The sequence below is a fragment of the Brotomerdimonas butyrica genome (assembly GCF_025567305.1).
Classification (GTDB): domain Bacteria; phylum Bacillota; class Clostridia; order Peptostreptococcales; family Anaerovoracaceae; genus Lentihominibacter; species Lentihominibacter butyricus.
The window spans coordinates 29,153-51,265 of the sequence record NZ_JAOQJP010000013.1 but is presented as its reverse complement, the minus strand read 5'-3'; the positions used below and the strand labels follow the sequence as shown (position 1 = coordinate 51,265).

Annotated in this window: 14 protein-coding genes; 7 read left to right on the top strand and 7 right to left on the bottom strand. The window is 46.5% G+C overall.

The window, feature by feature from the left end; translation table 11 throughout:
* Positions 1–6 precede the first annotated feature (6 nt).
* Together OCV59_RS09940 and OCV59_RS09935 are read right to left on the bottom strand one after the other, a co-directional pair.
* Positions 7–714, bottom strand: coding sequence for an ABC transporter ATP-binding protein (locus tag OCV59_RS09940; RefSeq protein ID WP_147594324.1), 708 nt, complete (start codon positions 712–714; stop codon positions 7–9).
* A gap of 10 nt (positions 715–724) precedes the next feature.
* A complete protein-coding gene (locus OCV59_RS09935; protein WP_147594323.1) occupies positions 725–1,009 on the bottom strand; it encodes an acyl carrier protein in 285 nt (94 codons plus the stop codon).
* Positions 1,010–1,368: 359 nt separating this feature from the next.
* Here OCV59_RS09935 and OCV59_RS09930 point away from each other — a divergent pair, with 359 nt between their 5' ends.
* The 7 genes from OCV59_RS09930 to OCV59_RS09900 all read left to right on the top strand — a co-directional run bounded on the left by OCV59_RS09930 (position 1,369) and on the right by OCV59_RS09900 (position 8,859).
* Positions 1,369–2,109: a 4'-phosphopantetheinyl transferase family protein gene (locus OCV59_RS09930; RefSeq protein WP_147594322.1), complete on the top strand. Its 741-nt coding sequence runs from the start codon at positions 1,369–1,371 to the stop codon at positions 2,107–2,109.
* A 473-nt stretch (positions 2,110–2,582) separates the two neighbouring features.
* Positions 2,583–2,696, top strand: coding sequence for a bacteriocin class II family protein (locus OCV59_RS09925; protein WP_262584320.1), 114 nt, complete (start codon positions 2,583–2,585; stop codon positions 2,694–2,696).
* A gap of 79 nt (positions 2,697–2,775) precedes the next feature.
* Positions 2,776–4,965 carry a peptidase domain-containing ABC transporter gene (locus OCV59_RS09920; RefSeq protein ID WP_147594320.1) on the top strand — a complete coding sequence of 730 codons (2,190 nt, stop codon included), beginning with the start codon at positions 2,776–2,778 and terminating at the stop codon, positions 4,963–4,965.
* Between the two features lie 121 nt (positions 4,966–5,086).
* Positions 5,087–6,313, top strand: coding sequence for a crotonyl-CoA carboxylase/reductase (gene ccrA, locus OCV59_RS09915; protein WP_262584319.1), 1,227 nt, complete (start codon positions 5,087–5,089; stop codon positions 6,311–6,313).
* Positions 6,314–6,337: 24 nt separating this feature from the next.
* A complete protein-coding gene (locus OCV59_RS09910) occupies positions 6,338–6,595 on the top strand; it encodes an acyl carrier protein (protein ID WP_147594319.1) in 258 nt (85 codons plus the stop codon).
* On the top strand, positions 6,588–7,793 hold the full coding sequence (locus tag OCV59_RS09905; RefSeq protein WP_147594318.1) for a beta-ketoacyl-[acyl-carrier-protein] synthase family protein: 1,206 nt from the start codon (positions 6,588–6,590) through the stop codon (positions 7,791–7,793). Before OCV59_RS09910 ends, OCV59_RS09905 begins: the two co-directional genes overlap by 8 nt.
* A 253-nt stretch (positions 7,794–8,046) precedes the next feature.
* A complete protein-coding gene (locus OCV59_RS09900; protein ID WP_262584318.1) occupies positions 8,047–8,859 on the top strand; it encodes an HAD-IIA family hydrolase in 813 nt (270 codons plus the stop codon).
* Between the two features lie 114 nt (positions 8,860–8,973).
* Here the strand turns inward: OCV59_RS09900 and OCV59_RS09895 are convergent, their stop codons facing one another.
* The 5 genes from OCV59_RS09895 to OCV59_RS09875 all read right to left on the bottom strand — a co-directional run bounded on the left by OCV59_RS09895 (position 8,974) and on the right by OCV59_RS09875 (position 21,977).
* Positions 8,974–9,981: an Imm51 family immunity protein gene (locus OCV59_RS09895; RefSeq protein ID WP_147594317.1), complete on the bottom strand. Its 1,008-nt coding sequence runs from the start codon at positions 9,979–9,981 to the stop codon at positions 8,974–8,976.
* 50 nt (positions 9,982–10,031) lie between these two features.
* Positions 10,032–10,334 (bottom strand): hypothetical protein, encoded by a 303-nt coding sequence (locus tag OCV59_RS09890; protein ID WP_262584317.1) that lies wholly within the window; start codon positions 10,332–10,334, stop codon positions 10,032–10,034.
* A 200-nt stretch (positions 10,335–10,534) separates the two neighbouring features.
* The gene (locus OCV59_RS09885; protein WP_147594315.1) at positions 10,535–11,110 is read right to left on the bottom strand and encodes a hypothetical protein; all 576 of its coding nucleotides are present in this window, start codon (positions 11,108–11,110) and stop codon (positions 10,535–10,537) included.
* 332 nt (positions 11,111–11,442) lie between these two features.
* On the bottom strand, positions 11,443–12,369 hold the full coding sequence (locus OCV59_RS09880; RefSeq protein ID WP_262584316.1) for an immunity 51 family protein: 927 nt from the start codon (positions 12,367–12,369) through the stop codon (positions 11,443–11,445).
* Positions 12,370–12,458: 89 nt separating this feature from the next.
* Positions 12,459–21,977: a polymorphic toxin-type HINT domain-containing protein gene (locus OCV59_RS09875; protein ID WP_147594313.1), complete on the bottom strand. Its 9,519-nt coding sequence runs from the start codon at positions 21,975–21,977 to the stop codon at positions 12,459–12,461.
* Positions 21,978–22,113 lie beyond the last annotated feature (136 nt).

Genomic DNA, 22,113 nt, shown 5'->3' with positions numbered 1-22,113 from the left:
TGTCTATCACCACTCCAACTCTGTCACAGATACCTTCACCGAATTTTCCACCACGCTCTTGATCTTTCCGTCATGAACGGTGATCACCTTGTCTGCCATCGGGCAGAGCGCATCGTTGTGCGTTACGAGAACGACTGTCATGCCCAGGTCTCTGTTGAGGCTTTCGATTATCTCGAGCACCTGTTTGCTGTTTTCGTAATCGAGCGCACCTGTCGGCTCGTCGCAGAGCAGGATCCTCGGCTTCTTGGCTATAGCTCTCGCGATCGCAACTCTCTGCTGCTCGCCGCCCGAAAGAGTCGACGGGAAAGCCTTGAGCCTCTTGTCCATCTTCACTTTTTTGAGGACTTCCGTCGAATCAAATGTGTCTTTCTTCACTTCGATGCCGAAATCCACGTTTTCGACTACATTGAGGTTCGGGATCAGGTTGTAGAACTGGAACACGAAGCCGATCTTTCCTGCGCGGTATTCCGTCAGCTGCGCTTCTTTGTATCCCGATATGTCGTCTCCGTCTACAACGACTTTTCCTGACGTTGGCGTATCCATACCGCCGATGATATTCAGTATCGTACTCTTTCCCGCTCCGCTGGTGCCGACGATGACAGCAAGCTCGCCCTCATCCACTGTAAAGTCCACTCCATTGAGCACCTGAGTGCTGAGAGTTCCAACGGTATACTCCTTTTTGACATTTTCAAATCTGATAATTTCTCTGCTCATCTTTTTCTCCTCACATCGTATTTCTTCTTGATCTTCTCTTTGCCAGCACGCTGCTGCCGCCGTTGTCTTCAGGTGTTTCCTCACTCTGCAGCTTTTCGCACAGCATGTTTATATTCGGATACATCATCAGATCCATCGGTGACAGCTCCACTGCATATTTTTCTTTTGACAGTGCGCTTATCTTGTAGATCATCAGCGAATTGCCTCCGATATCCATGATGTTGTCGTTATCCGAGAAGTCGCTCGTACCAAGTACGGATTCCCAGACATCCCTGAGTTGTTCTTTCAGACTCATTCTCTCCTCCTGTCGATCTGATCTCTTTTCTCTCTTTTCCTGGATCGGCGCTATTAGCTTGAAATAACTCAATTAGCACCGACTAACCCTGCCGAAAAATTTAAGACTGGTGCCTTTATGTCTCGATCATATTGACTCCAATCTTTGTTTAGTATATTATTTACTCCAGTTAGCAGTTGCTAACTACGAAATTATACACGCTGCAGAAAACTTTGTCAATCATTCAGATAACAAAGTGCTTTCTGCTTTTTTTCAGTTAATTTGATCTGCAAAGCTGCACGTATCCGCTCTGCGACGTGTGTAGATACACGTCCGGGGAGAACATCCGCAGCATTTGCAGGAATGAAAGGAGGATATTCGTGGACGTCATATATCTGCCGATTTCAGAAAACTTCACTGCTGAAGATCAGGCGCTGATGAGCTTCGTATCACGGCGCCGCGCGGAAAGCATCGGAAAATTCCATCGCGGCTCGGACCGCAAAACGTCGCTGTATGCGACTCTGCTCGTCATCATGTATCTGCAGTCGCACTGCGATATCCCTGCAGGCGGACCGCGCTTCGAAAGGACACCTGACGGCAAGCCTTACGTTCCCGGACTTCCGATCCGTTTCAGCTGCTCGCATACAGACGGCGCAGTCCTCGCCGCATTTTCTGAGCTCGATGAGGCCGGATGCGACGTCGAGCTGATCGCAGATCCTCCTTATCAGATATCGTCTATAGCCTTTTCGCAAAACGAGCGCGATGCGCTGGACCGGTGCATCTCAGCAGGGGAATGCCTGACGAGTGCGGATAGCACTGCACCCGATGAAGACCTGCCGGCCGGCGGATGCGCTGCCCCCGGCATCTCCATCGATCCCGAGGAGCGCCGCGCGCTGACCTTTTACACGATATGGACCCGCAAGGAAGCATATCTCAAATACCTGGGCACCGGCCTGTCCGGCGATATAACGAAGATCGACGTATGCGATCCCGCCATTTCCGGGCGGTTCATCTCAAAGTGTATGGGCACTCACATGTGTTCCGTGTTCAACGGCGCCGGCGAACCGGTGGACTTCACCACTATGGATGAGTCCGCGGTGCGCAGATTTTTCCTCGGCTGACGCCGGCCGCCCGACAGCATCACCAAAAACCAGCCCGACGATCGCCATTCCTGGTATTTTTTATCATGAAGAGCGCCGATTTCTTCTCAAAAATATACCAAAATCGCCCATCCACAACGAGGATCCTGGTAAATCCACCCTCCGCCAGCAGCGATAAAATACCAAAACCAACCCCTCGACTGCAGCTTTTTAGCATAAAAACAAGCCGCAGAAACCGATATCGCCAGAAAAAATCACCAAGATCCGGCAACGCGAGCCTCCATTTTGGTACAAAAAAGCAGTCTCGCCAGACTTCACCTGCCCCACGCTGATCCACCACTAGCGCATACAGTTATCCATCACTAACTTTTTTATTGACTTTTATCTTACCATGCGCTATCATTGTTTTATATTTAAGTTAGTTAATTCTAACCGAAACCATGCTCATTGATCAAGCGGGCAAGAATCAAATACTAACAGAAAGGAGTGACACGATGAAGAACTTTACAGAGATGACTGAAAAGGAAATGATGAACATCAACGGTGGTATGAGCGTTCTCCAGAAGCTTTATGCATGGAGCGTGAAACTTTTCGGATACAAGCGCTAGGCTTTGTTCGACACCGATCAGAGACTGTACTGCTTGCAGGCAGTCTCTTTTATTTCATCTGCGGGAGGTAACGAAAATCATGAAATACATCTGCATAAGGCAGCAGGATGAAATGGACTGCGGCGCGGCGTGTCTGGCTTCGGTCGCCGGATACTACGGACTGAAAATGCCCGTTGCGCGGCTGCGCAGGCTTGCCGGTACTGACAGAGAAGGCACCAGCATATACGGACTCGTGAAAGCCGCCGAAAAGCTCGGCTTTACAGCTAAAGGCATGAAAGGCGATCCCGGAGCGCTGCTTTCCGACATCCCTCTTCCGGCCATCGCGCATGTGATAAAAGACGGGAACATCCTTCACTTCATGGTGATATACGAGATCAGCGCAGAGCGGGTCACTGCAGCCGATCCCGCCAGAGGCATAGTCAAGTACAGCTTTCAGGATTTCGTCTCGATATGGACCGGCGCGCTGATATTCATCGAGCCCGGCAGTCACGGCACTGCGGTCAGCTCCGACACAGCAGGCCCCGGCAACCCCGAGTACCCATCATTCGGCAGCAGGCTCAGAAATATTCTCGCACCCGCGAAAAAACAGATCCTGCTCCTTTTCATGCTCTCGCTCCTGATAACCGGCGCAGGCATCGCAGCATCGTTTTACTTCGCGCTCATCACCGACACGATCGTGCCGTCCGGCAGCCGAGGTATGCTCATCCGCATCACCGCCGGCATCACAGCCCTGTACCTGCTGAAGAACCTGCTTTCCGTAATGCGCCAGAAACTGCTGCTCCACATCTCCGCCCACATCAGCGGATCCCTGATGACCGGCTATTTCAGACACGTGATCCGCCTGCCGATGGACTTTTTCAGCACCCGCAGGACGGGCGAGATCATCTCGAGATTCAGCGACGCTTCGAAGATCCAGGAAGCTGTCTCGAGCACCGTGCTGACCGCCCTCATAGACACCGTGATGGTGATAGCTGCGGGCATCGTGCTTTACATGCAAAGCGGCAGGCTCCTGGTTTTCAGCATCCTCACGGCAGCCGCATACGCGTGCGTCGTGCTGTCATTCAGCCGCAGGCTCAAGCAGAACAATGAGGAGCAGATGGAACAGAACGCACAGGTATCGTCGTATTTCATCGAAAACATCGAAGGCATCGAGACCGTCAAGGCATACTCTGCAGAGTCGCGTTCATCGCGCAAAGCCGATATGCTTTTCAGCAGACTCATCGGCTCCGTGGTCAGAGGCGGCCGCATCAGCAGCGTGCAGATGACCCTTGCCGGAACGATCTCGGAGATCGGATACACGCTCATCATTTTCGCCGGAGTGCTCGAAGTGCTTTCCGGGAACATGAGCATCGGATCGCTGATGACATTCTACGTGCTGCTGGCGTACTTTCTCGAGCCGGTGCACAACATCGTCGATCTGCAGCCCGTGATACAGACCGCCAGAGTTTCGGCGCAGCGCCTCGGTCAGGTGCTCGACCTCGAGACAGAGGATCTTGAGTCTCATGCAAAACCGCAGGCCTCCGGCTCTCTTCCGGAAAATTTCCGTCTGCCGGTCAGCATCCGTCATCTCGATTTCAGATACGGCATGCGTGAAAAGACGCTGGAAGACATCTCTCTCGATATATGCCCGGGAGAAAAGATCGCGCTTGTCGGCGAAAGCGGCTCCGGCAAGACCACCCTCGCAAAGCTTATGCTGCGATTTTACGAATGGGAGCATGGAGATATCTTCATCGGCGACCACCTACTGGATGAACTCCCGCTCGAACTGATACGCCGCAAAACCGCCTACGTATCACAGGACGCGTTTTTCTTCAGCGGCAGCATCATGGAGAACCTGACGCTTTCGGACAGCTCCATCACCCGCGAGGAAGCGGAAAACGTCTGCAGACTTTGCAGTGCAGACACTTTCATAGAAAAGCTCCCGGTGAAGTACGATACATACCTCACGGAAAACGCATCCAATCTCTCCGGCGGCCAGCGTCAGCGACTCGCGATCGCAAGAGCACTGCTCAGAAAGCCTGACATACTGATACTCGACGAGGCGACAAGCAGTCTCGACACCGTAACCGAAAAAGCCGTCAGCGACAGCATCATGAGCCTTCCAGAAGGCATGACCTCAGTGATCATCGCACACAGGCTTTCCACGGTCATGCAGTGCGACCGCATCTACGTTCTCGAGAACGGCCGCATCGCCGAACACGGCACTCACGACGAACTGATGAGCAGGCGCGGCACGTATCACGGCTTCTGGCAGGCCGCCGGCGAATAGTTCGAATCGTTTCACTATTTGATTGACAACCTGAAAAGTATGAGGTATACTTTTAAAACGCTAGTTAGCTGAGGCAAACCTTTTTATTTACACCTCAGCGTCATTGCAGGAGGAAACATAATTGGTAACCAGAACATCCAAGCTTTTTGACGTGGGCACTCTGCCTGAGCTCGGAACGCTTCCCGAAAAAATGCACGCCTGGACGCTGCGAAATGAACGTCTCGGAGATCCGGCGACTGCATTTAGAGAAGAGATCGTTCCCGTGCCTGAACCAGGCGATGACGAGATCATCGTCGCGAATTTTTACGCAGGCGTCAACCACAACGGCATCTGGGCCGCGCTCGGAAAGCCCAAAAACGTGATAAATGAAAACGGCAACTTTTCGGATCCGCACGAGGATTTTCACATCTGCGGCTCCGAGGCGTCCGGCATCGTCTACGACATCGGAAAGAACGTCACTGAATTTCAGATCGGTGACTACGTGACTGTCGGTGCGGCGCAGTACGATGACGACTGTACGCTGATCCGGGCCGGAGCCGATCCCGTGAACAGTCCGACATTCAGAGTATGGGGATACGAAGGGAACTGGGGCTCTTTCGCACAGTTCAGCAAAGTGATGACCAAGCAGTGCCACAAGATCCCGCCGACGCTCAACATGGCAGAAGCTGCATCCTTTACAGCTGCAGGCGTTGCAGTATACAGGATGCTCACGCACTGGGAAGGCAACCGGATCAAAGAAGGCGATGTCGTGCTCGTGTACGGAGGCGCAGGTGCTGTCGGCAGCATCGCGATCCCGCTCGTCGACGCTATGGGAGGCATCCCTGTCGCGGTTGTGTCGAGTGACGAACGCGGAGAATTCTGCAAATCGATCGGCGCACGAGGATACATCAACAGGAAAAACTTCACGCACTGGGGCAGCGTCGCGGATTACACAGATCCGGACGTCCAGCGCAAATGGCTGTACGAGGCGATGAAATTCAGGAAATCCATATGGAAAGCTGCAGGCGTGCGCAAGGATCCGGCAATCGTCATCGAGCACCCCGGGGCTGACACGATGCCAACGTCGATATTCGTATGCGACAACAACGGCATGGTCGTGATATGCGGCGCGACGTCTTCATACTGGACGAATCTCGATCTGCGTTTCCTGTGGCTCGGACAGAAAAGGCTGCAGGGCAGTCATTCCGCGACGCCGGAGGACTACGACAGATTCGTCGACTTCATCGTGAAAAACAATATCAGACAGCCGGTCGGCCAGGTCTTCTCATGGGACGAGATCCCGCTCGCACACAAGCTGCTTCACGAAGACAAAGGCGCAGCCGGACGGATGGTAGTAAAGATAATATAAGACAAGCACAGGAGGATTTACGAAATGGACAACATCGAAAAGATAATCGAAATCATCAAAGAGGAGCTGGGCAGCGAGCTTGACCCGGACATCACCATCACGCCTGATCTCGATCTGGCGGCAGACCTTCACGTCGACTCACTCGACAAGGTTCTGATCGTCGGAGACATCGAAAAGGCATTCGACATAGTTTTCAGCAACGACGATCTGTCAAACGTGCGTACTATCAGCGACATCGTTGAAAAGATCGACGAGATAAAGGGGAGAGCAGCCGATGCGTAGAGTCGTGATAACAGGCATGTCCGCGATATGCTCGGCCGGAACGGAGCACAGCGAAGTCTTCCGCAATCTCTGCGACAGAAAAGTCGACCTCCACGAGATCGTGAAAGACAACCCCGCAAAGGAAAAGCTGCACAGCAGATTTTACATACCGTATCCTGAGTTCGACGATTCGGAATATGCAAAGAAACTCAAGCAGGTGAAACGCAGAGGCTCAAAGAGCGCCTGCACTGCGTGCTTTTCAGCGCTCAAAGCGCTCGCTGACGCGGGCATCGAAACGCCTGATGACGATACCAGAGTATACATGGGCGTCGGCGCTCCCAACATGTACGAGCTGATGGACCAGGCGTTCCAGCTCGAATATGAAAACAGCATCAACACGCTGCTGATCCCGATGACGATGCAGAGCTCACTGGCAGCATGGATCTCCATCGTGCTCGGCATCCACGGCAGAAGCTCCGTACTCAGCATGGCATGCGCTTCCGGCACAGAGGCTGTCGGCGGCGGATACAAGAGCATACTGAACGGTCAGTGCGACATGGCGCTTTGCGGCGGCAGCGACTACCTGCCGGACAAAAACCTGCTGCTCGTAAGAGGCTTCGAAGCTCTCAAATGCGCATCGCTCAGCGATGAAGGCTACGCATACCCGTTTTCCGAAGAAGGCAACGGCTTCCTTTTCAGTGAAGGTGCTGCATCAGTGCTCGTGCTGGAGGAGCTGGAGCACGCTCTCGCCAGAAACGCTCATATCTATGCGGAAGTCACCGGTTTCGAAAGCTCATGCGACGGATACAGCATCGTCGCTATGCGCGAGGACGGCAAGGTCATCAGGGATATGCTTCAAAAGCTTATCGGCGATAAGCATGTGGATTATTACAATGCGCACGGTACCGCCACGAATCTCAACGACAAGACTGAGGCGATGATAATAAGGGAGCTGTTCGGAAGCAGGGAAAACCAGCCGGCGATCAGTGCGACCAAGTGCCTCATCGGCCACACGCTCGGCGCCAGCGGCGCTATCGAGGCGATGGTCTGCGCAGAATCGATCCAGCACAACAAAGTGCACGGCAACACCTGCAAGACTGTCTTCGAGGATCTGAACATCACGGCTGAAACGCGTGACATCCACGTCGATACGGCGGTTTCCGCCTCATTCGGCTTCGGCGGTCACAATGCGGCAGTCATGATCGAGCGGTATAAATAGGTATAAACAGGCGCACATCGATGCACGCCACTACATACCGATACACATGAATAAACATCAGAGAAACTCAAAGGGGATGCGGTCTCGCATCCCCTTGTTCTATTATGTAAAACATATCGCCGGTATATTAAATCAAAGGAAAATCATACGTCTGCTGTGTAAAATCTCCGCTCTCCGGATGGGAAATCTCCCCCGGCAGTGCTATAATGGGTTTATCAAGTCTGATCAGATCCGGAAAGGAGGATTGCAGTATATGGATATTACAACTGATAAAATAGATTTCAATGAGAAAAAAGGCTTTATCTGCGATATGGACGGTGTGATCTATCACGGCAACCGGATCCTGCCCGGTGTGGCCGAATTCATTCAGTGGCTGCACGATGAGGATAAAGAATACCTGTTTCTGACAAATAACAGCGGATATACTCCGCGCGAGCTGAATCAGAAGCTTGCGCGCATGGGGCTCGATGTGCCCGAAGACCGTTTTTACACCAGCGCGCTGGCTACAGCGGCTTTTCTGAAAGAGCAGGCTCCCGGATGTTCCGCGTTCGTGATCGGCGAGGCAGGGCTTCTGAATGCGCTTTACGACGCCGGCATCACCATGAATGATGTGAATCCGGATTACGTCATCGTCGGCGAAGGCAGATCTTATTCGCTCGACACACTGACGAAAGCCACCAACCTCGTCATGAGCGGAGCTAAACTGATCGGAGCCAATTCCGATGTTTCCGGCCCCATCGAAAACGGCATCGCCCCCGCCTGCCGCGCACTGATCGCCCCTATCGAGATGGCGACCGGCACTCAGGCATATTTCTGTGGAAAGCCCAATCCGTTGATGATGCGTACGGGCCTCCGCCTGCTCAACTGCCACTCTGCCGAAGCTGTGATGGTCGGCGACCGCATGGATACTGACATCATCTCAGGTATGGAAAGTGGCATGTCCACGGTCCTGGTGCTTTCCGGAGTTTCCTCCCGAGATACGCTCAAGACCTACGCCTACCGCCCGAGCATCGTTTTGAACGGAGTCGGCGATATCGCCGTCGCTGCACGCGCGAGCAAAAAATGATCAGGGATGCGATTTTCGCATCCCCGTTTTGTTCTTATTATTAACATTGTGTACTGGCTCTGTTCTACAGATACGATATCATATGCTCCTAAATTCAATGTGTATCATCAGCCATTACAGTGTCTCAAAATCTATCTTCTCTACATATTCTTTCAGTCCGGTCGCCTTGAGTTCTTCAACAAACCGGCTTATCACTTCCTGCAGCATGTCGCCGTCCGAACAGTACATATAAAACATCCCTGCTTCTGAATCGAATTTTATGCGTTTTCGTATATCAGAAAATCTGTCCTTTACGAAGAGTTTCATCACTTCTTCCCACTCGTAGCCGTTCCCTTCTATGTCACTGTCCTTCCAGGTGAATATATATCGCAGCTTCTCAAAATCCTCCAGCGTCACGCAGTATCTTCGCCCGTGCTCTTTTTCAAACTCGAACGGTGCGATGCTTTTGTCGAATTCACTTGGCTCCTTCTGAGGCGGCACATAACTTACCGCCTCAGCTATGTACCTGCGAAATGCCCCCCGATCCTCTTCCTCCATGAATGAATCATCTATTATCAATTCGTAGCGCAGCATACTTCCAATGCCTGTCATAGTTACTATTCCAAAAGATTGCTTTAACTCTGGGGTATGATCGATCAAAGCTCCATATTCGTTGACATAGGCTTTATAATGATTCCTGTAAAATCCATAGTCTATATCAATGCTGCCATTGATGTTTTCTCCTGTATTGTAGAAAAATCCGTTGCTCCAGTATGCTCTTGAAACAATGCATGGCTTTATAAGAATATCTTCAGTCTTCAGCGATTTAACTTGTAAAAAGTCCGTTGCTCCTGTTCCTCTTGAATATTTTCTTATCAAACACACGCACACAAGATTACTTCCCAATGGGTGTACATCGATACCTGCATTCAAAACGACCCCATAATAATATGTATCATCAAAAAGATTAGTTACGAAAACATCGCCTCTGCATAGTTTAGGTCTCTTTCTTTTTATCAACTTAGGCTGATATATACTGTCATATATATTCTCCAGCTTTTTTAGCCTGTACTTCGTTTCATCATTTAAACTCTCATACCTCTTTCGCGAAGCTTCTCTTATAGGATTATATATACCGGTCATCTGTATTTCTCCTTAATGAAATATTCTCATAGCCTTTTAATCCCTAATTCTTATAAATTCGTTTCCGGTCCCGGATATATGCCATCTTCAAATTTCCTCACTCTTCCTACCGCCGGAAAATCAGGGTATCTAAATTCCCATAGCGTTCCGCATGCATTGCATCTATACCACTTATCAGCATACCAGTATAATGGGTCTGAATCTTCACTATAACCGATATAATACGGTTCTTCCACCGGAACATCCTCAAATATACCTTTCTGGACCTGTCCCTCAAAAAACTCTTTCAATTCAATGAAAAAATCATATGAATTTATCTTTATCCCTATTCTCTCTGCACAATCACATTTCATCAGTTAGACCTCCTTTACTCTGGATCATGGTACTTTACAAGAGCATGCATGCTGACTCACTTTTACTTTATCGTGATTATAGCATATTTTTTCTGAATTTTTTATATTTTAAAAAAATACATCGTCTTTTTCTAAATAAGGTGCTTATTCAAAAATGGAAATGCCGCATCAGGGTCTGTTTCTGATGCGCAAATATGTGCTTATTCTATATCTTCTTGCCAGACGTAATATCTGTCATATAGTCGTTTTTCATTCTTTTCCTCTTCAGAGCTCAAAGTCAATACATACACCGTTCGGCTTGGATCCAACTCTTGCCCTGCTTTAAACCCTGAAACAACAGGTCTGTTTACATTAATATAATTTTTAGGTTTTGTCACATATCCCCAGTGCAGTTTTCCATCACTATTGCGTATCATGACTTCCGCAAAATATATAGCTATATCCATGCCGAACTTCAATGTATTCATCGATATCTTTTCATCTGATATCTGACTGTGCAGCCATTCCGGCACTTTGTTTTTCTCTGCCTCAATCTCTTCTTCAGTCTTTTTTTCCGAAACTATTATCGTTTCATACCATCTCCACAAGGGGATCAGAGATTCAGGCGAGTAATCAAAATCAATATCCACACCTGCATTATGCACATATTCTTCCAGCATCTCTATCCGGTGCCCCTTTTCTTCCATATACCAGTTAAAATATATTTTCGCATCCTCTTTAGTAAACTCAAAGAAATCATAGTTTTTAACCGGTGGTATCATATATTCGTATTCCATATTATCCCTCCTATTTCAATCATATATCGTATATTTAATGCCATGCTCTTCAAGAAATTTTTTCAATGGTTCTGATGGACCTATTTTTCCTGCGATACTGCTTCTAAAGAAATGCCAGTGTGCGCCCTTTATTCGTACCTCATTTACTCCGGATCATGGTACTTTACAAAAGCAGGCAAGTTTACTCACTTTTACTGTATCGTGATTATAGCATATTTTTTCTGAATTTTTTATATTTTAAAAAAATACATCGTCTTTTTCTAAATAAGGTGCCCATTCAAAAATGGAAATGCCGCATCAGGGTCTGTTTCTGATGCGGCAAAATGAGTGTATTACAATGTCTCAAAATCTATCTTCTCTACATATTCTTTCAGTCCGGTCGCCTTGAGTTCTTCAACAAACCGGCTTATCACTTCCTGCAGCATTTCGCTGTCCGAACAGTACATATAAAACATCCCTGCTTCTGAATCGAATTTTATGCGTTTTCGTATATCAGAAAATCTGTCCTTTACAAAGAGCTTCATCACTTCTTCCCACTCGTAGCCGTTCCCTTCTATATCGCTGTCCTTCCATGTGAATATATATCGCAGCTTTTCAAAATCCTCCAGCGTCACACAGTATCTTCGCCCGTGTTCTTTTTCAAATTCGAATGGTGCGATGCTTTTGTCGAATTCACTCGGCTCCTTCTGAGGCGGTACATAACTTACCGCCTCATCTATGTACCTGCGAAATGCCTCCCGATCCTCTTCACTCATGAATGAATCATCTATTATCAGTTCATAGCGCAGCATACTTCCAATACCTGTCATAGTTGTTATCGCAAAATAATTTTTTATCTCAGGAACCAGTTTCAGTTCCTCTCCGTAATCATTTACATATAATTTATGGCAACTACTAAAAAAGCCATAATCTATATCGATGCTGTTACGTATGTTTTCTCCTGTATTATAGAAAAATCCGTTGCTCCAATATGCCCTTGATACAATATTAGGCTTTATGAGAATATCTTCAGCCTTCAGCGATTCTACCTGCAGAAACGTCGTTGCTCCTTTTGAATACTTCTTTAAAATGGAAATAGAAACAAGATTCTTACCCATAAAATCATCATTGATATCTGTATTCAATACTACGCCATAGAAATAGATGTCATCAAACAGATTCATTACGAAAACATCGCCTCTGCATAGTTTGGGCCTCTTTCTCCTTATCAGTCTCAGCTGAAAAAGATCACTATCTATATCCTCTAATTTTTTGAGCAATTGTTTTGTTTCATCATTTAATTTCGCATATCTTTTTCTATATAATTCTGTTATAGGATGATACATATCTATCATTTAACTGATTCTCCTTAATTACTTTTGATATAACTTTCCGCCCATTGCATTGCCTGATCATAGAATCGATTTTTAGGGCTAATACTGTTAATTAAGTTCCATTCATTTGGTCCATTTTCTATAAAAAACTGTTCTATTGCCCTGGCTTGATTTCTTGTAAGGTGATCATATTTTTTATCTAGTATGTCGAATTTCCTTGGATGTGCTTTATTGTTCTTATGCTGCATTCTCCTTAATTCTAAATCTTGTTTTGTTATTCCTACATATTTTGCTTCATTTTCTACCATACCATGATAAACAGAATAATTTGCTTCCCCTTTATTCAGCCATATTTCAAATTCCGAGTCATTTGATGCTGATCTGGCTACAGTTTTATCTACTGTTGTAGATGCCGCTGTATTTTTCGCTGTCATTGCACACATATTGTGTACAAGAACTTTCTGCTCGGACACGTAATATGTATGGTAATCTTCGACTTCAAAATTGTATACGGTTACAGGTTCTTCAAGCTGTATATCCTCTTTTTCAGTGACTGTCCCTGCACTTCCGTCTTCAAGTCTGACTTCAGTTCCTGCAGTCAGTTCACCTGCAGCTCTCCATCCCTTGCCTTCGACGTAGAATGGATGCTCTGAAGTCGTCTCTATGACTTCTCCGTTTATAGCAAGCCGTACTATACTGTCCTTTTCTCTTACGAAGATCTTCTTGACCTGCTTCAGCGCCTTTTCTTTTGTCTCAGGATTTTCCGACCATACATAATCACCGGCTTTGATTTTTTCTATATTCTTGAAGCCTTTCTCTGTATGTATCTTAGTTCCTGCCGTGAAGCATGCGACTTTTGCCTGTTTTGCATTACTTGCGGCTATCGTATTCAGCTTGATCGTTGTCCGTGGCTTGGCTTTGACTCTTACGGTCTTTTTAGCCACTATCACAGGCTTGGCTTTAGATACCACTTTGACGACGGTTTTGGATCTTTTCACCGTGCTGACTGCAGTCTTTGTGTATTTCGCAGCCTTGTATGCCTTGTATCCGGTCTTGGCGACTTTTACTACTTTGAACGGATTCACAGCACCCAGCGTGGCTCCGCCGACTATTGCTGCCGCTTTCTTCCATCCTTTTAATTTCTTTTTCTTCGCGTATTTGTAGCCGTCATATGCTCCAAGTGCAGCGCCTACCACTCCCCAGATCCAGTGTCCACTCGGATCTGTGTATTTCACAGGGTTACCCGTGCAGTACGCATAGAGATTAAGCGTCGCTGTTCTCGAGCGATTGCCCCGATATGTGTCCTGTGTCATGAACACGCCGTTTTCGGGATTGTAGTATCTTGCGTTCAGATTGTACAGGCCTGTAGTCTTGTCATATATGCCTGCAGTGTAGCATACTTCATTGTAGAATGGCGATGCACTGTCTTTGTCATATGTCTTCGTCTCGCCGTAATCATCATAGTCATATGTCACCTGAGAAGTGCCGTCCGCTCCTACGATGTTTATCGTGCTTTCCCTGAGATCCTTTGTATACGTGTAGAAATTTACTGCGTCATCCTGGTCTGCTCTTGCAGTCTGCAGTATGTTGTCTTCTGCACCGATCAGGTTGAAACTCGTCACTTTGTCCTGAGCATCTTCCGTATACAGCACCGTGCTTCCATCGTAGAAGTATTCAGTGACATCGCTGCCTTCTTTTTTCTGCACGCGCTGTCCAAATCCATTGTACTGATTTTCCTGGACATAATCAACTGTTTCCCCGGTCCTGCCTGTAGCTTTTCTTAACCGGTTATCCGCGTCATATTCATATACTATCTGCTTTCCTGCCTCCTGATCCGTTTCGCTTATCTGATTGCCGTTTGCATCATAGGCATATGTTTTGCCGATAAGGCCGCCGGTTTCCATATCAAGGCCGTCGACTGCTGTAAGCTGGTTGAACTCGTTATATGTATAATATTTATTCGAGAGCAGCTCTACAGATCCTGAACGCTGACGCTGTACCACGTCACTTGTCTTGTTTCCTGCAGCATCATAGCTGTAATAGTGCGATTCTGCTGCGGACATCGCATCTTCTGCTGTACGTCTGCTTATCGAGCTTACTGTCAGCCTGTCGTTCACATCATATGAATAGTCACGTCTCTGACCGTAATATGTGCTGTTGGCTGTGCCGTATCTGTCGATGACATCTTCGCTTGTTATATTACTGTTTTTATCATATGTATATATGTGTGACTGTTTTACAGCGGTGCTGCTGCCGGTCATGCTGTCAGTATAAATGATTCCCGTCGGTCTGTTCAGCTTGTCATATGTATATGTCCGCTTCAGCCATTTGCCCGTACCCGTAAGTCCGTTCAGGAAGTCTGTATAATCCTTGATGGTTTCGACCTTGCCGTCTTCAGTATATGTATACTCTCTCAGTGTCCTGTCTGAGCCGTTCTTGCTGACAGCATCCACTTCCGTGAGCCAGCCGTGTATATTATACGTGAATTTCAGTCCGGATACGCCTAAAGCACAGTCCGGATAATCTATCGATACGAGTCTGTCTTTTCCATCATATCCATATGTGATCCTGTTTTTCTGTAATATCTCATCTGAAGGCAGTGCGTCGGTATCACACTCTGACACCGATATGAGCCGGTTGAAATCATCATACTCATATGCCGTGTAGCGGTATATGACATCCTGTCCGTCTACATGTTTCTTATCTGTCATCGACGTCATATTGTCCGCATCGTCATAAGTGAACTCACATCTCAGACTTTTGACAGCGCTGCCATTTTCACTGTCGTAATAGTCTACAGCGGTGAGACGGTCACGTACATCGTATGTATATGCCCTGTAGTTGCCCTTTTTATCTGTTGCCTTTATCAGATTATCTCGGGCATCGTATTCATATGATGTGCTGATCGATGTTCCGTCAGTCTCGCTTACACCCAGATCTTCGACTCTTATCGTCTTGTCTGTGCTGTCTTTTACCACGATACTCTTTGCCGTTGTCGTTACTGTTTCACTGCCCTGCTTGACAGTTCGCGGCTCTATGATGACATCCTTTGTCGTACGGTCCGTATCAGAAACATCATACTGATATTCATACTTTACATTGTCCGGAAGCGTTACTGAGAGCAGATTGCCGGATTTATCATAAGCATAGTGCGTGGTATTTCCCAGAGGATCCGTCTTCTCTGTAGCATTGCCGTCCGCATCATAGCTGCTCCTGCTTACTATGCTTCCCTGTATCTGACTGCCGTCTGAGCCTGTGCTGTCTTCCCTGACTTTGTATCCGGTGGTATTCGTACCCGGTTCATAGTCCGGATCCGTCACTGTCGCAGTGAGATTTCCCTTGTCATCATAAATATAGATCTCTAAAAGTCCGTCAGTGCCGGACAGCGTCTGACCCATTATCCATTTCGTTACAAGATCTCCCTGGAGACTGTATGTCATATCCGTATACAGTCCGCCCTGATAACTTCTTACGACATTTCCTTTATGGTCAGTATATGTTTCAGATATTATCGTTCCATCCGCATATGTCTGCTTCGTTACGTATGCATTGTTCACGCTTACCGTATCGTTTCCTTTTCCCTGATATATGCTGACATCCTGATACCTGTATGTCGTATTTATATTTTCTTCTGAATCGCCTTTCTTTATCTTTGTATTTGTAACCCGACCCATGCTGTCGTAGGTATACCATTTTTCTATACCGTCTTCCAGCTTCTCATAAGTTACCATGCCGTTTTTGTCATACTCTTTAGCCGTACTCTGCTTCAGCTGATTGCTGTCTGCGTACTTATAAGTAGTGGCTGTCAGTCTGCCGAATCCGTCATACGTACTGGAAGTCTGGTATCCTCTGCTGTCAGTTTCCTTGATGAGTCTGCCCATCACATCATAAGTTTTCCCTGTGGTTATCGTTTCGTTAGTACCGTCAGGCTTAGGTATGCTCTGTGTGCAGCTTTCGGTCTTCTGTGTAACTCCATCTGCAGTATTATACTGATACGTGTAGACGGATGTGCTTTTTACGGATTCAGATGTTATCTCATATGCATCGTTCACGGTTATCAGACTTTCTGTCATGCTGGCAAGCTCGCCTTTGAAATCACCTTCCGTATGATATGTGTTCGTTATTTTCGTTCCTGCCACATAATTTATAGTCTCAGTTACATTGCCGGACTGGTCATATGAATACTTTTTGTATTCAGTCACTTTGCCATCGCTGTTCGTCTCTTTCACAGTCTTTATCAGCTCGTCAAGGTTGGCGCCGTCTTCCGCGGTGTAATATGTGTATTCGCTTACAGTTCCATCGTCTTCCGTTTCTGTGACCGGAGTGCTTCCTGAATATTTGGCTTTGTTTTCTTTGATGCCGCTTTTCTCGACTATGTATCCGCTGCTGTTTATCTCATAATACTGTGCTGTATTCGTTGTCTGTATCAGCTGGTTGTCCTGATATGTCCTGGTCATTACATCAAGACCGGTCTCATCTGTACCGTTCAGCACGCTGACATCCTCAGCGCCTCGTATACTTTTTTCGCATTTACCGTAAACCCTGTCAAAGAAATCTTTCTCGCCAAGCACCACCTGACCGCCTGAATATTTCTTTGTTATAGTCGATGTATTATCTTCTGCATATTCGAAAGTGAATTTTTCACCGTCAGGATATTTTACCTCCTTCACCTGATCTGTATCGAAATCGTATGAAATGTCGTATTTGTTTTTGTTCTGTGCTTCTTTTATACACGTAAGGTTTCTAGGCTGAGAGCTCAGAAGAGGTTTGTCGTACTCATATACATACTCGATACTGTCATCGCCGGATACTTCCGTTACTTTTGTAAGAAGCCGTTCTGATGATAGCAGCGGTTTCGTATAATCATACTCGATCCTGCTGCCGTCAGGCATGCGCACTTCTTTTACAGTAAGCGGATCTGTTCCATTTTTGCCATCGTTATATATGAACTGCAAAGTGATATCATTGTTCGTTCGCATCGCCGAAAGAACGCCTTTTTTCGCATCATGTTCGAATATAACGAAATTGCCGTTGTTTTCCTCCATGAGGATCAGCTGTCCGCCGCTGTTGAAATAGTATTTAAGTCCGTCTTTCGTGTGCAGCATGAACTGGTATCTCAATGTCACTTCCGTATTGCTGCCGCCCGAAGATACTGTAACTGTCTTGTTCTGTTCAGTCTGCTCCGCTGTAAGGTTCACGTAGCTTCCGAATGAAGAAATGAAATGTTCATCACCGGTTCCTCTCGTGAAATGATATATCGTTCCGTTGCCGTCTTTCAATACTACATGAGTGAAGTCAAGTGTATTGTTTTCCGATACGTTTATCAGCTCCATATCGTAATCATGACTCCATCCGGATCCGAAAGTCCCTCTACTGCTGCTCTGGCTGTTGTATGTCCTCATCAGCTTTATATCAAAGCCTTCATTAGGGATCTGAGCGTCACTCTGCTGATAAACGAAATTGCCGCTGCTCTTTTCGATATATCCATTGCCATTAGGTGTATTGAATTCAGTAAACTCCCAGAAATCCTTTATACCCAGTCTCTTGACCGATTCATTCGGGTCTGCAGCTCTCCCTGCCATGGTTTCCGTGAATGAGCTTCTGTCTTCACGGTTCACTCCTGTATTGATGCTGTATTTCTTTACTGCACACACCTTATAGTAGAGATCTTTTCCATGCCATGCATTGATCTCCGTATAGTATCCTGCCTTTATATCAGATGCCACTCTGGTGCTTTCATCAGGTATGAAGTCCTCATTCGTGCTTCGGTAGACTTCATAAGATATATTGTCCGGCAGATCGTCAGGTATATCCCATTTAAGATATGTCTTATAATTGAGCTTGTCCTCGACGCTCAATCGCTTCGGAGCAAAATCTTCTACATTCGAATAGATAAACGATTCATTAAAAGAAGTATCTCCATAGAAGATCACCGGTATGTCACTGATGCTTTGCCCTTCTGCTGCCGTGACTTTGATGTCAAAATTGTATGCAAATGCGCTGCTGCCTGTTAAATCCGTTACATAGTATGTCGTATCAGGCTGTATAGTTACATACTGCCCTTCCTGTACGGCATTTGCCTTTATCTGATAAACGGCCGCATCAGACTGCGCTTTTATGCGAAAGCTCAGCACTGAATCATGGCTAGAGAAATTTTTTGTTCCGGTATTGCCCGATATTTCACTTCCCGAAAAAGATATCGAATTTTTATACCCGTTTTCCATAACAGGCACGCTGTATTTGCGGCTTCCGTCCGACTCTTTCTTGAGCGCCAGAACATCCCACCATCCGAGTGCATCATAAAGTGCATTGCCGTTTTCATCTTTGAGAGCAGGCGAAGATTCTCTGTTCGCTATGTACCATACGACTCCGGGTACATCTCCGACAACACTGAGTCGTTCCTTGTCCGATCCCACTATGAATGATCCTTTGTAAGGCAGATTAGATTCGCCCTTATCTATCTCAAGACCTGCTTCGATTATCTTCGGTTTCGTATTATCTGACGGCACCTTCATATCTGTAGTCTTCTCAGTCTTGTTTCCTGCCTTGTCTGTCGCTACGATCTTGAGTGTATATTCTTTGTTTTCCTCGAACGGAGCTTTGTTTATATCTATATATGCGATCAGATAGTTGTACACTGAACTGCTGCCTTTAGCAACAGGCTCTTCGTTGTACGCCGAAGCATCCTTTTCTTTCGCATATACTGTCCACTCCTTGAGATTGTCATCTTTTACTGTTCCCTGAAGATAACACTGATTGAAGGTTATATCTTTTACTTCAGGAGCAGTCTTATCAACTACACAAGGCACGATCATTTCTTCTCCCGGATGACCGTTTTTCGATTTGCCCCTTATAACTACTTCCCATTCGCCTTCTTCATTAGGAACATTTATCGTTGCACTTCCGTCAAACGGCAGAGTTCCGTTTTCCCCTGCGGGTACGAGTGTTTTAAAGTCCTCGTCATCTGGGAACATGCCTTCTATGCTTCCAAGCTTTATCTTTTGCTGAGGCGTGTACGAAAAGCCCCATACCATAGTAGCTGTACCACCTTTTGAGTGTTCTATCTGTACTTTATCAGGCACGGGCAGTGTATATGTCACCTCAAAATCTTTTGTGATTTCTTTCGTCCTGCCTACTGAATCTTTAAGATACAGCACCAGTCGGTACTTGCCGTAGCTGTCGCACACATCAAGTGTGTCCATCACTATATTTTCACTTATCGTGATGTTCTTTGTCAGTGTTTTTACTGATGAAGAATCCACACCCGTTACTGTTCCTGCCTGGTTGGTCGTCAGCTTATAAAGCTTCAGTGTACTTTCCTTTATCGGACTTCCTGTTCCGCTGACTCCAACTTCAATATTTACCGGCTTATAGATCTGTGTGACCTCATTTCCCGTAACCAGATCTGTGAGTATCAGGCTTCCTAACGGATCATCTACATCTTTCTGATATGAAAGTCTCCTGACTTTTTCGTTTCCCGCTTTATCAGACGCTTTGACATGTATCGTGTATGATCCGGACGTCAAAGACCTGTCTGACTCAACGAATCTGAAAGAACCACTATATGGTTTTGCTTCATTTATCGAAAGTTCCGCCGGAGCTTTGAAATCACTGTCAGACACAGGTGTCCCTTTTGCCTTTACTGCATATGAAACAGCTGATGCATCGATATGCTCATCAGTTACGCCTGAAAATTCTATGACAGGATTGTTTTCCTGTGTCCATTTCCCCTTTATATCTTCTCCCGAACTGTTTTTAAGCGCTGCAGATCCTATCTCCGGTGCAGTATTGTCGACATGAAGTATCCCTGCAGATACAGCCTCTCCCGCTGCACCACTGCTGCTCACGCCTCTTACATAAACTTTATAGCATCCTGCTTCCAGCACAGGCAGGCTGCTGCCTGAGGTTATCGCGGTATCCTCGCTGAAATCCCGTATAACACTTCCCTCTGACTGTGATGCTTCATCATATGCAGTCAGCTTATACTCTGCTCTCGCTATGCCTGCTGATGACAGTCCCGAAAATGTCAGTTTTGCATCTGTACTGTTTTTCACATATGCAGGCGATACCTGTGCGCCTGTTGCTGCAGGCGGCTCCTCTGAATATGTCACTGTAAGTTTCGGTCTGTACACGGCATATGATGAACGGCTTCCAAAAAACACCGCATATCCCGGAGAAGCTGTTATGTTCTTCAATGCCACTCCGTTATCCGATGCCGTACCATTAGCAACGCTCTTTACATAAGGCAGTATATCAAGCGCATGCGCTACCGCAGCAGGCTGTGTCCTGATCGATGACATCGCACTGCTTTCACATGACGGTCGATTATTGTACGTAAGTGATGACGGACTCCAGCTTCCCGTGACTCTAAAAGCACCGACTGTCTGCCCGTTTTCTCCGCCACTCACTTCATATGCACTCAAAACTGCAGATGAAATATTTTTGCCCGAAATCTGACTCTGCAGATTTACAAACTGGATATACGTCTCATGAATACCGGTGCTGTTCGAACCGGCAGGCATCACGACAGTTCCACTGTCATAAAAATTTGTCCCTGCATAGCTTCCGCTTATGACGTATACATCCCGCATCTGACTGGATCCTGTCCATGTAGTTGTAGGATCTATCGTTACCGGATATTTTCGCTCACTGTCATTCAAATAATCACTGTCAACGGTCATCTTCAGGATATATGAACCATCCTCTTCGCCTTCAGAAAGATCGTATGTGATATCCTCACTGTAAGCATCTGCGCCTGCATCGTTCATCCACGGCTGAGCTATCGCTGCGATTATTTCATCAGTCGAATCATCATATATGGTTATTCCCTCACTGGTCGAATTCTTTTTCGCCTTGAGACTTCCTGTCTTCAACACATACTCAAAAACATTGCTTTCCGGCTTCTCATTGAGTATGATCGTTTCTTTTATTCCGTTGTCGCCTGAAGTATATTTGAATACAGCAGGTTTGCGCTCATCTCCATATACCGCATTTACCGGCAGCTTCTCTTCATCCTCATAGATCGTCGGCACTTTTTCTTTTTCAAGCTTTACTTCTGACTGTTTTATACCTGTATTTTTCAGAGTCTTACTGCTTGGAGTTATTTCTATCCTGTATGACTCCTTTTCCAGGAGTATAGGCGTCTCCTCAGAAAGGAGCTGCGGCATGTACTGTTTCTTGTCGCCCTGCCTGTTTTTGTAGGCATAATCTTCAAGTGACTCATTTTGTTCCGTCTTTTCCCCATTCGCTATTGCAACAAGGGATGGGTCATAATCGACCAGTTTCCCGGAATCATCTTTATAACGCACATCTCCACCATGAAAAACACTCATCGTTTCTCCCTGCCCGAGATCGTATGTCGTTACTGATTCCTTCTTCTCAATAACATTTTTTTCACTGACTTCATCCGGCGAAATCTTTTCTGCACTGGCCTTTTCAGATCCCGCTGGTTTCTTTTCAGTCTTCGCTGCGTATCCTACATTAGGTATCAATGTTATCGTAAGACAAAACATTAATACCCATGCTATGACTTTATGTCTCAGCTTAGTATCCATACCTTCTTCCTTTCTTCTGACATGCCATATCAGTGACTGTGTCAGAATTTTTCCCTTCACTAAAACACGTACTAAAATGTTTTGTGATTATAGCACAGTATTTTTTTAATGCAATTTATTTTTTAAAATTTTCGCT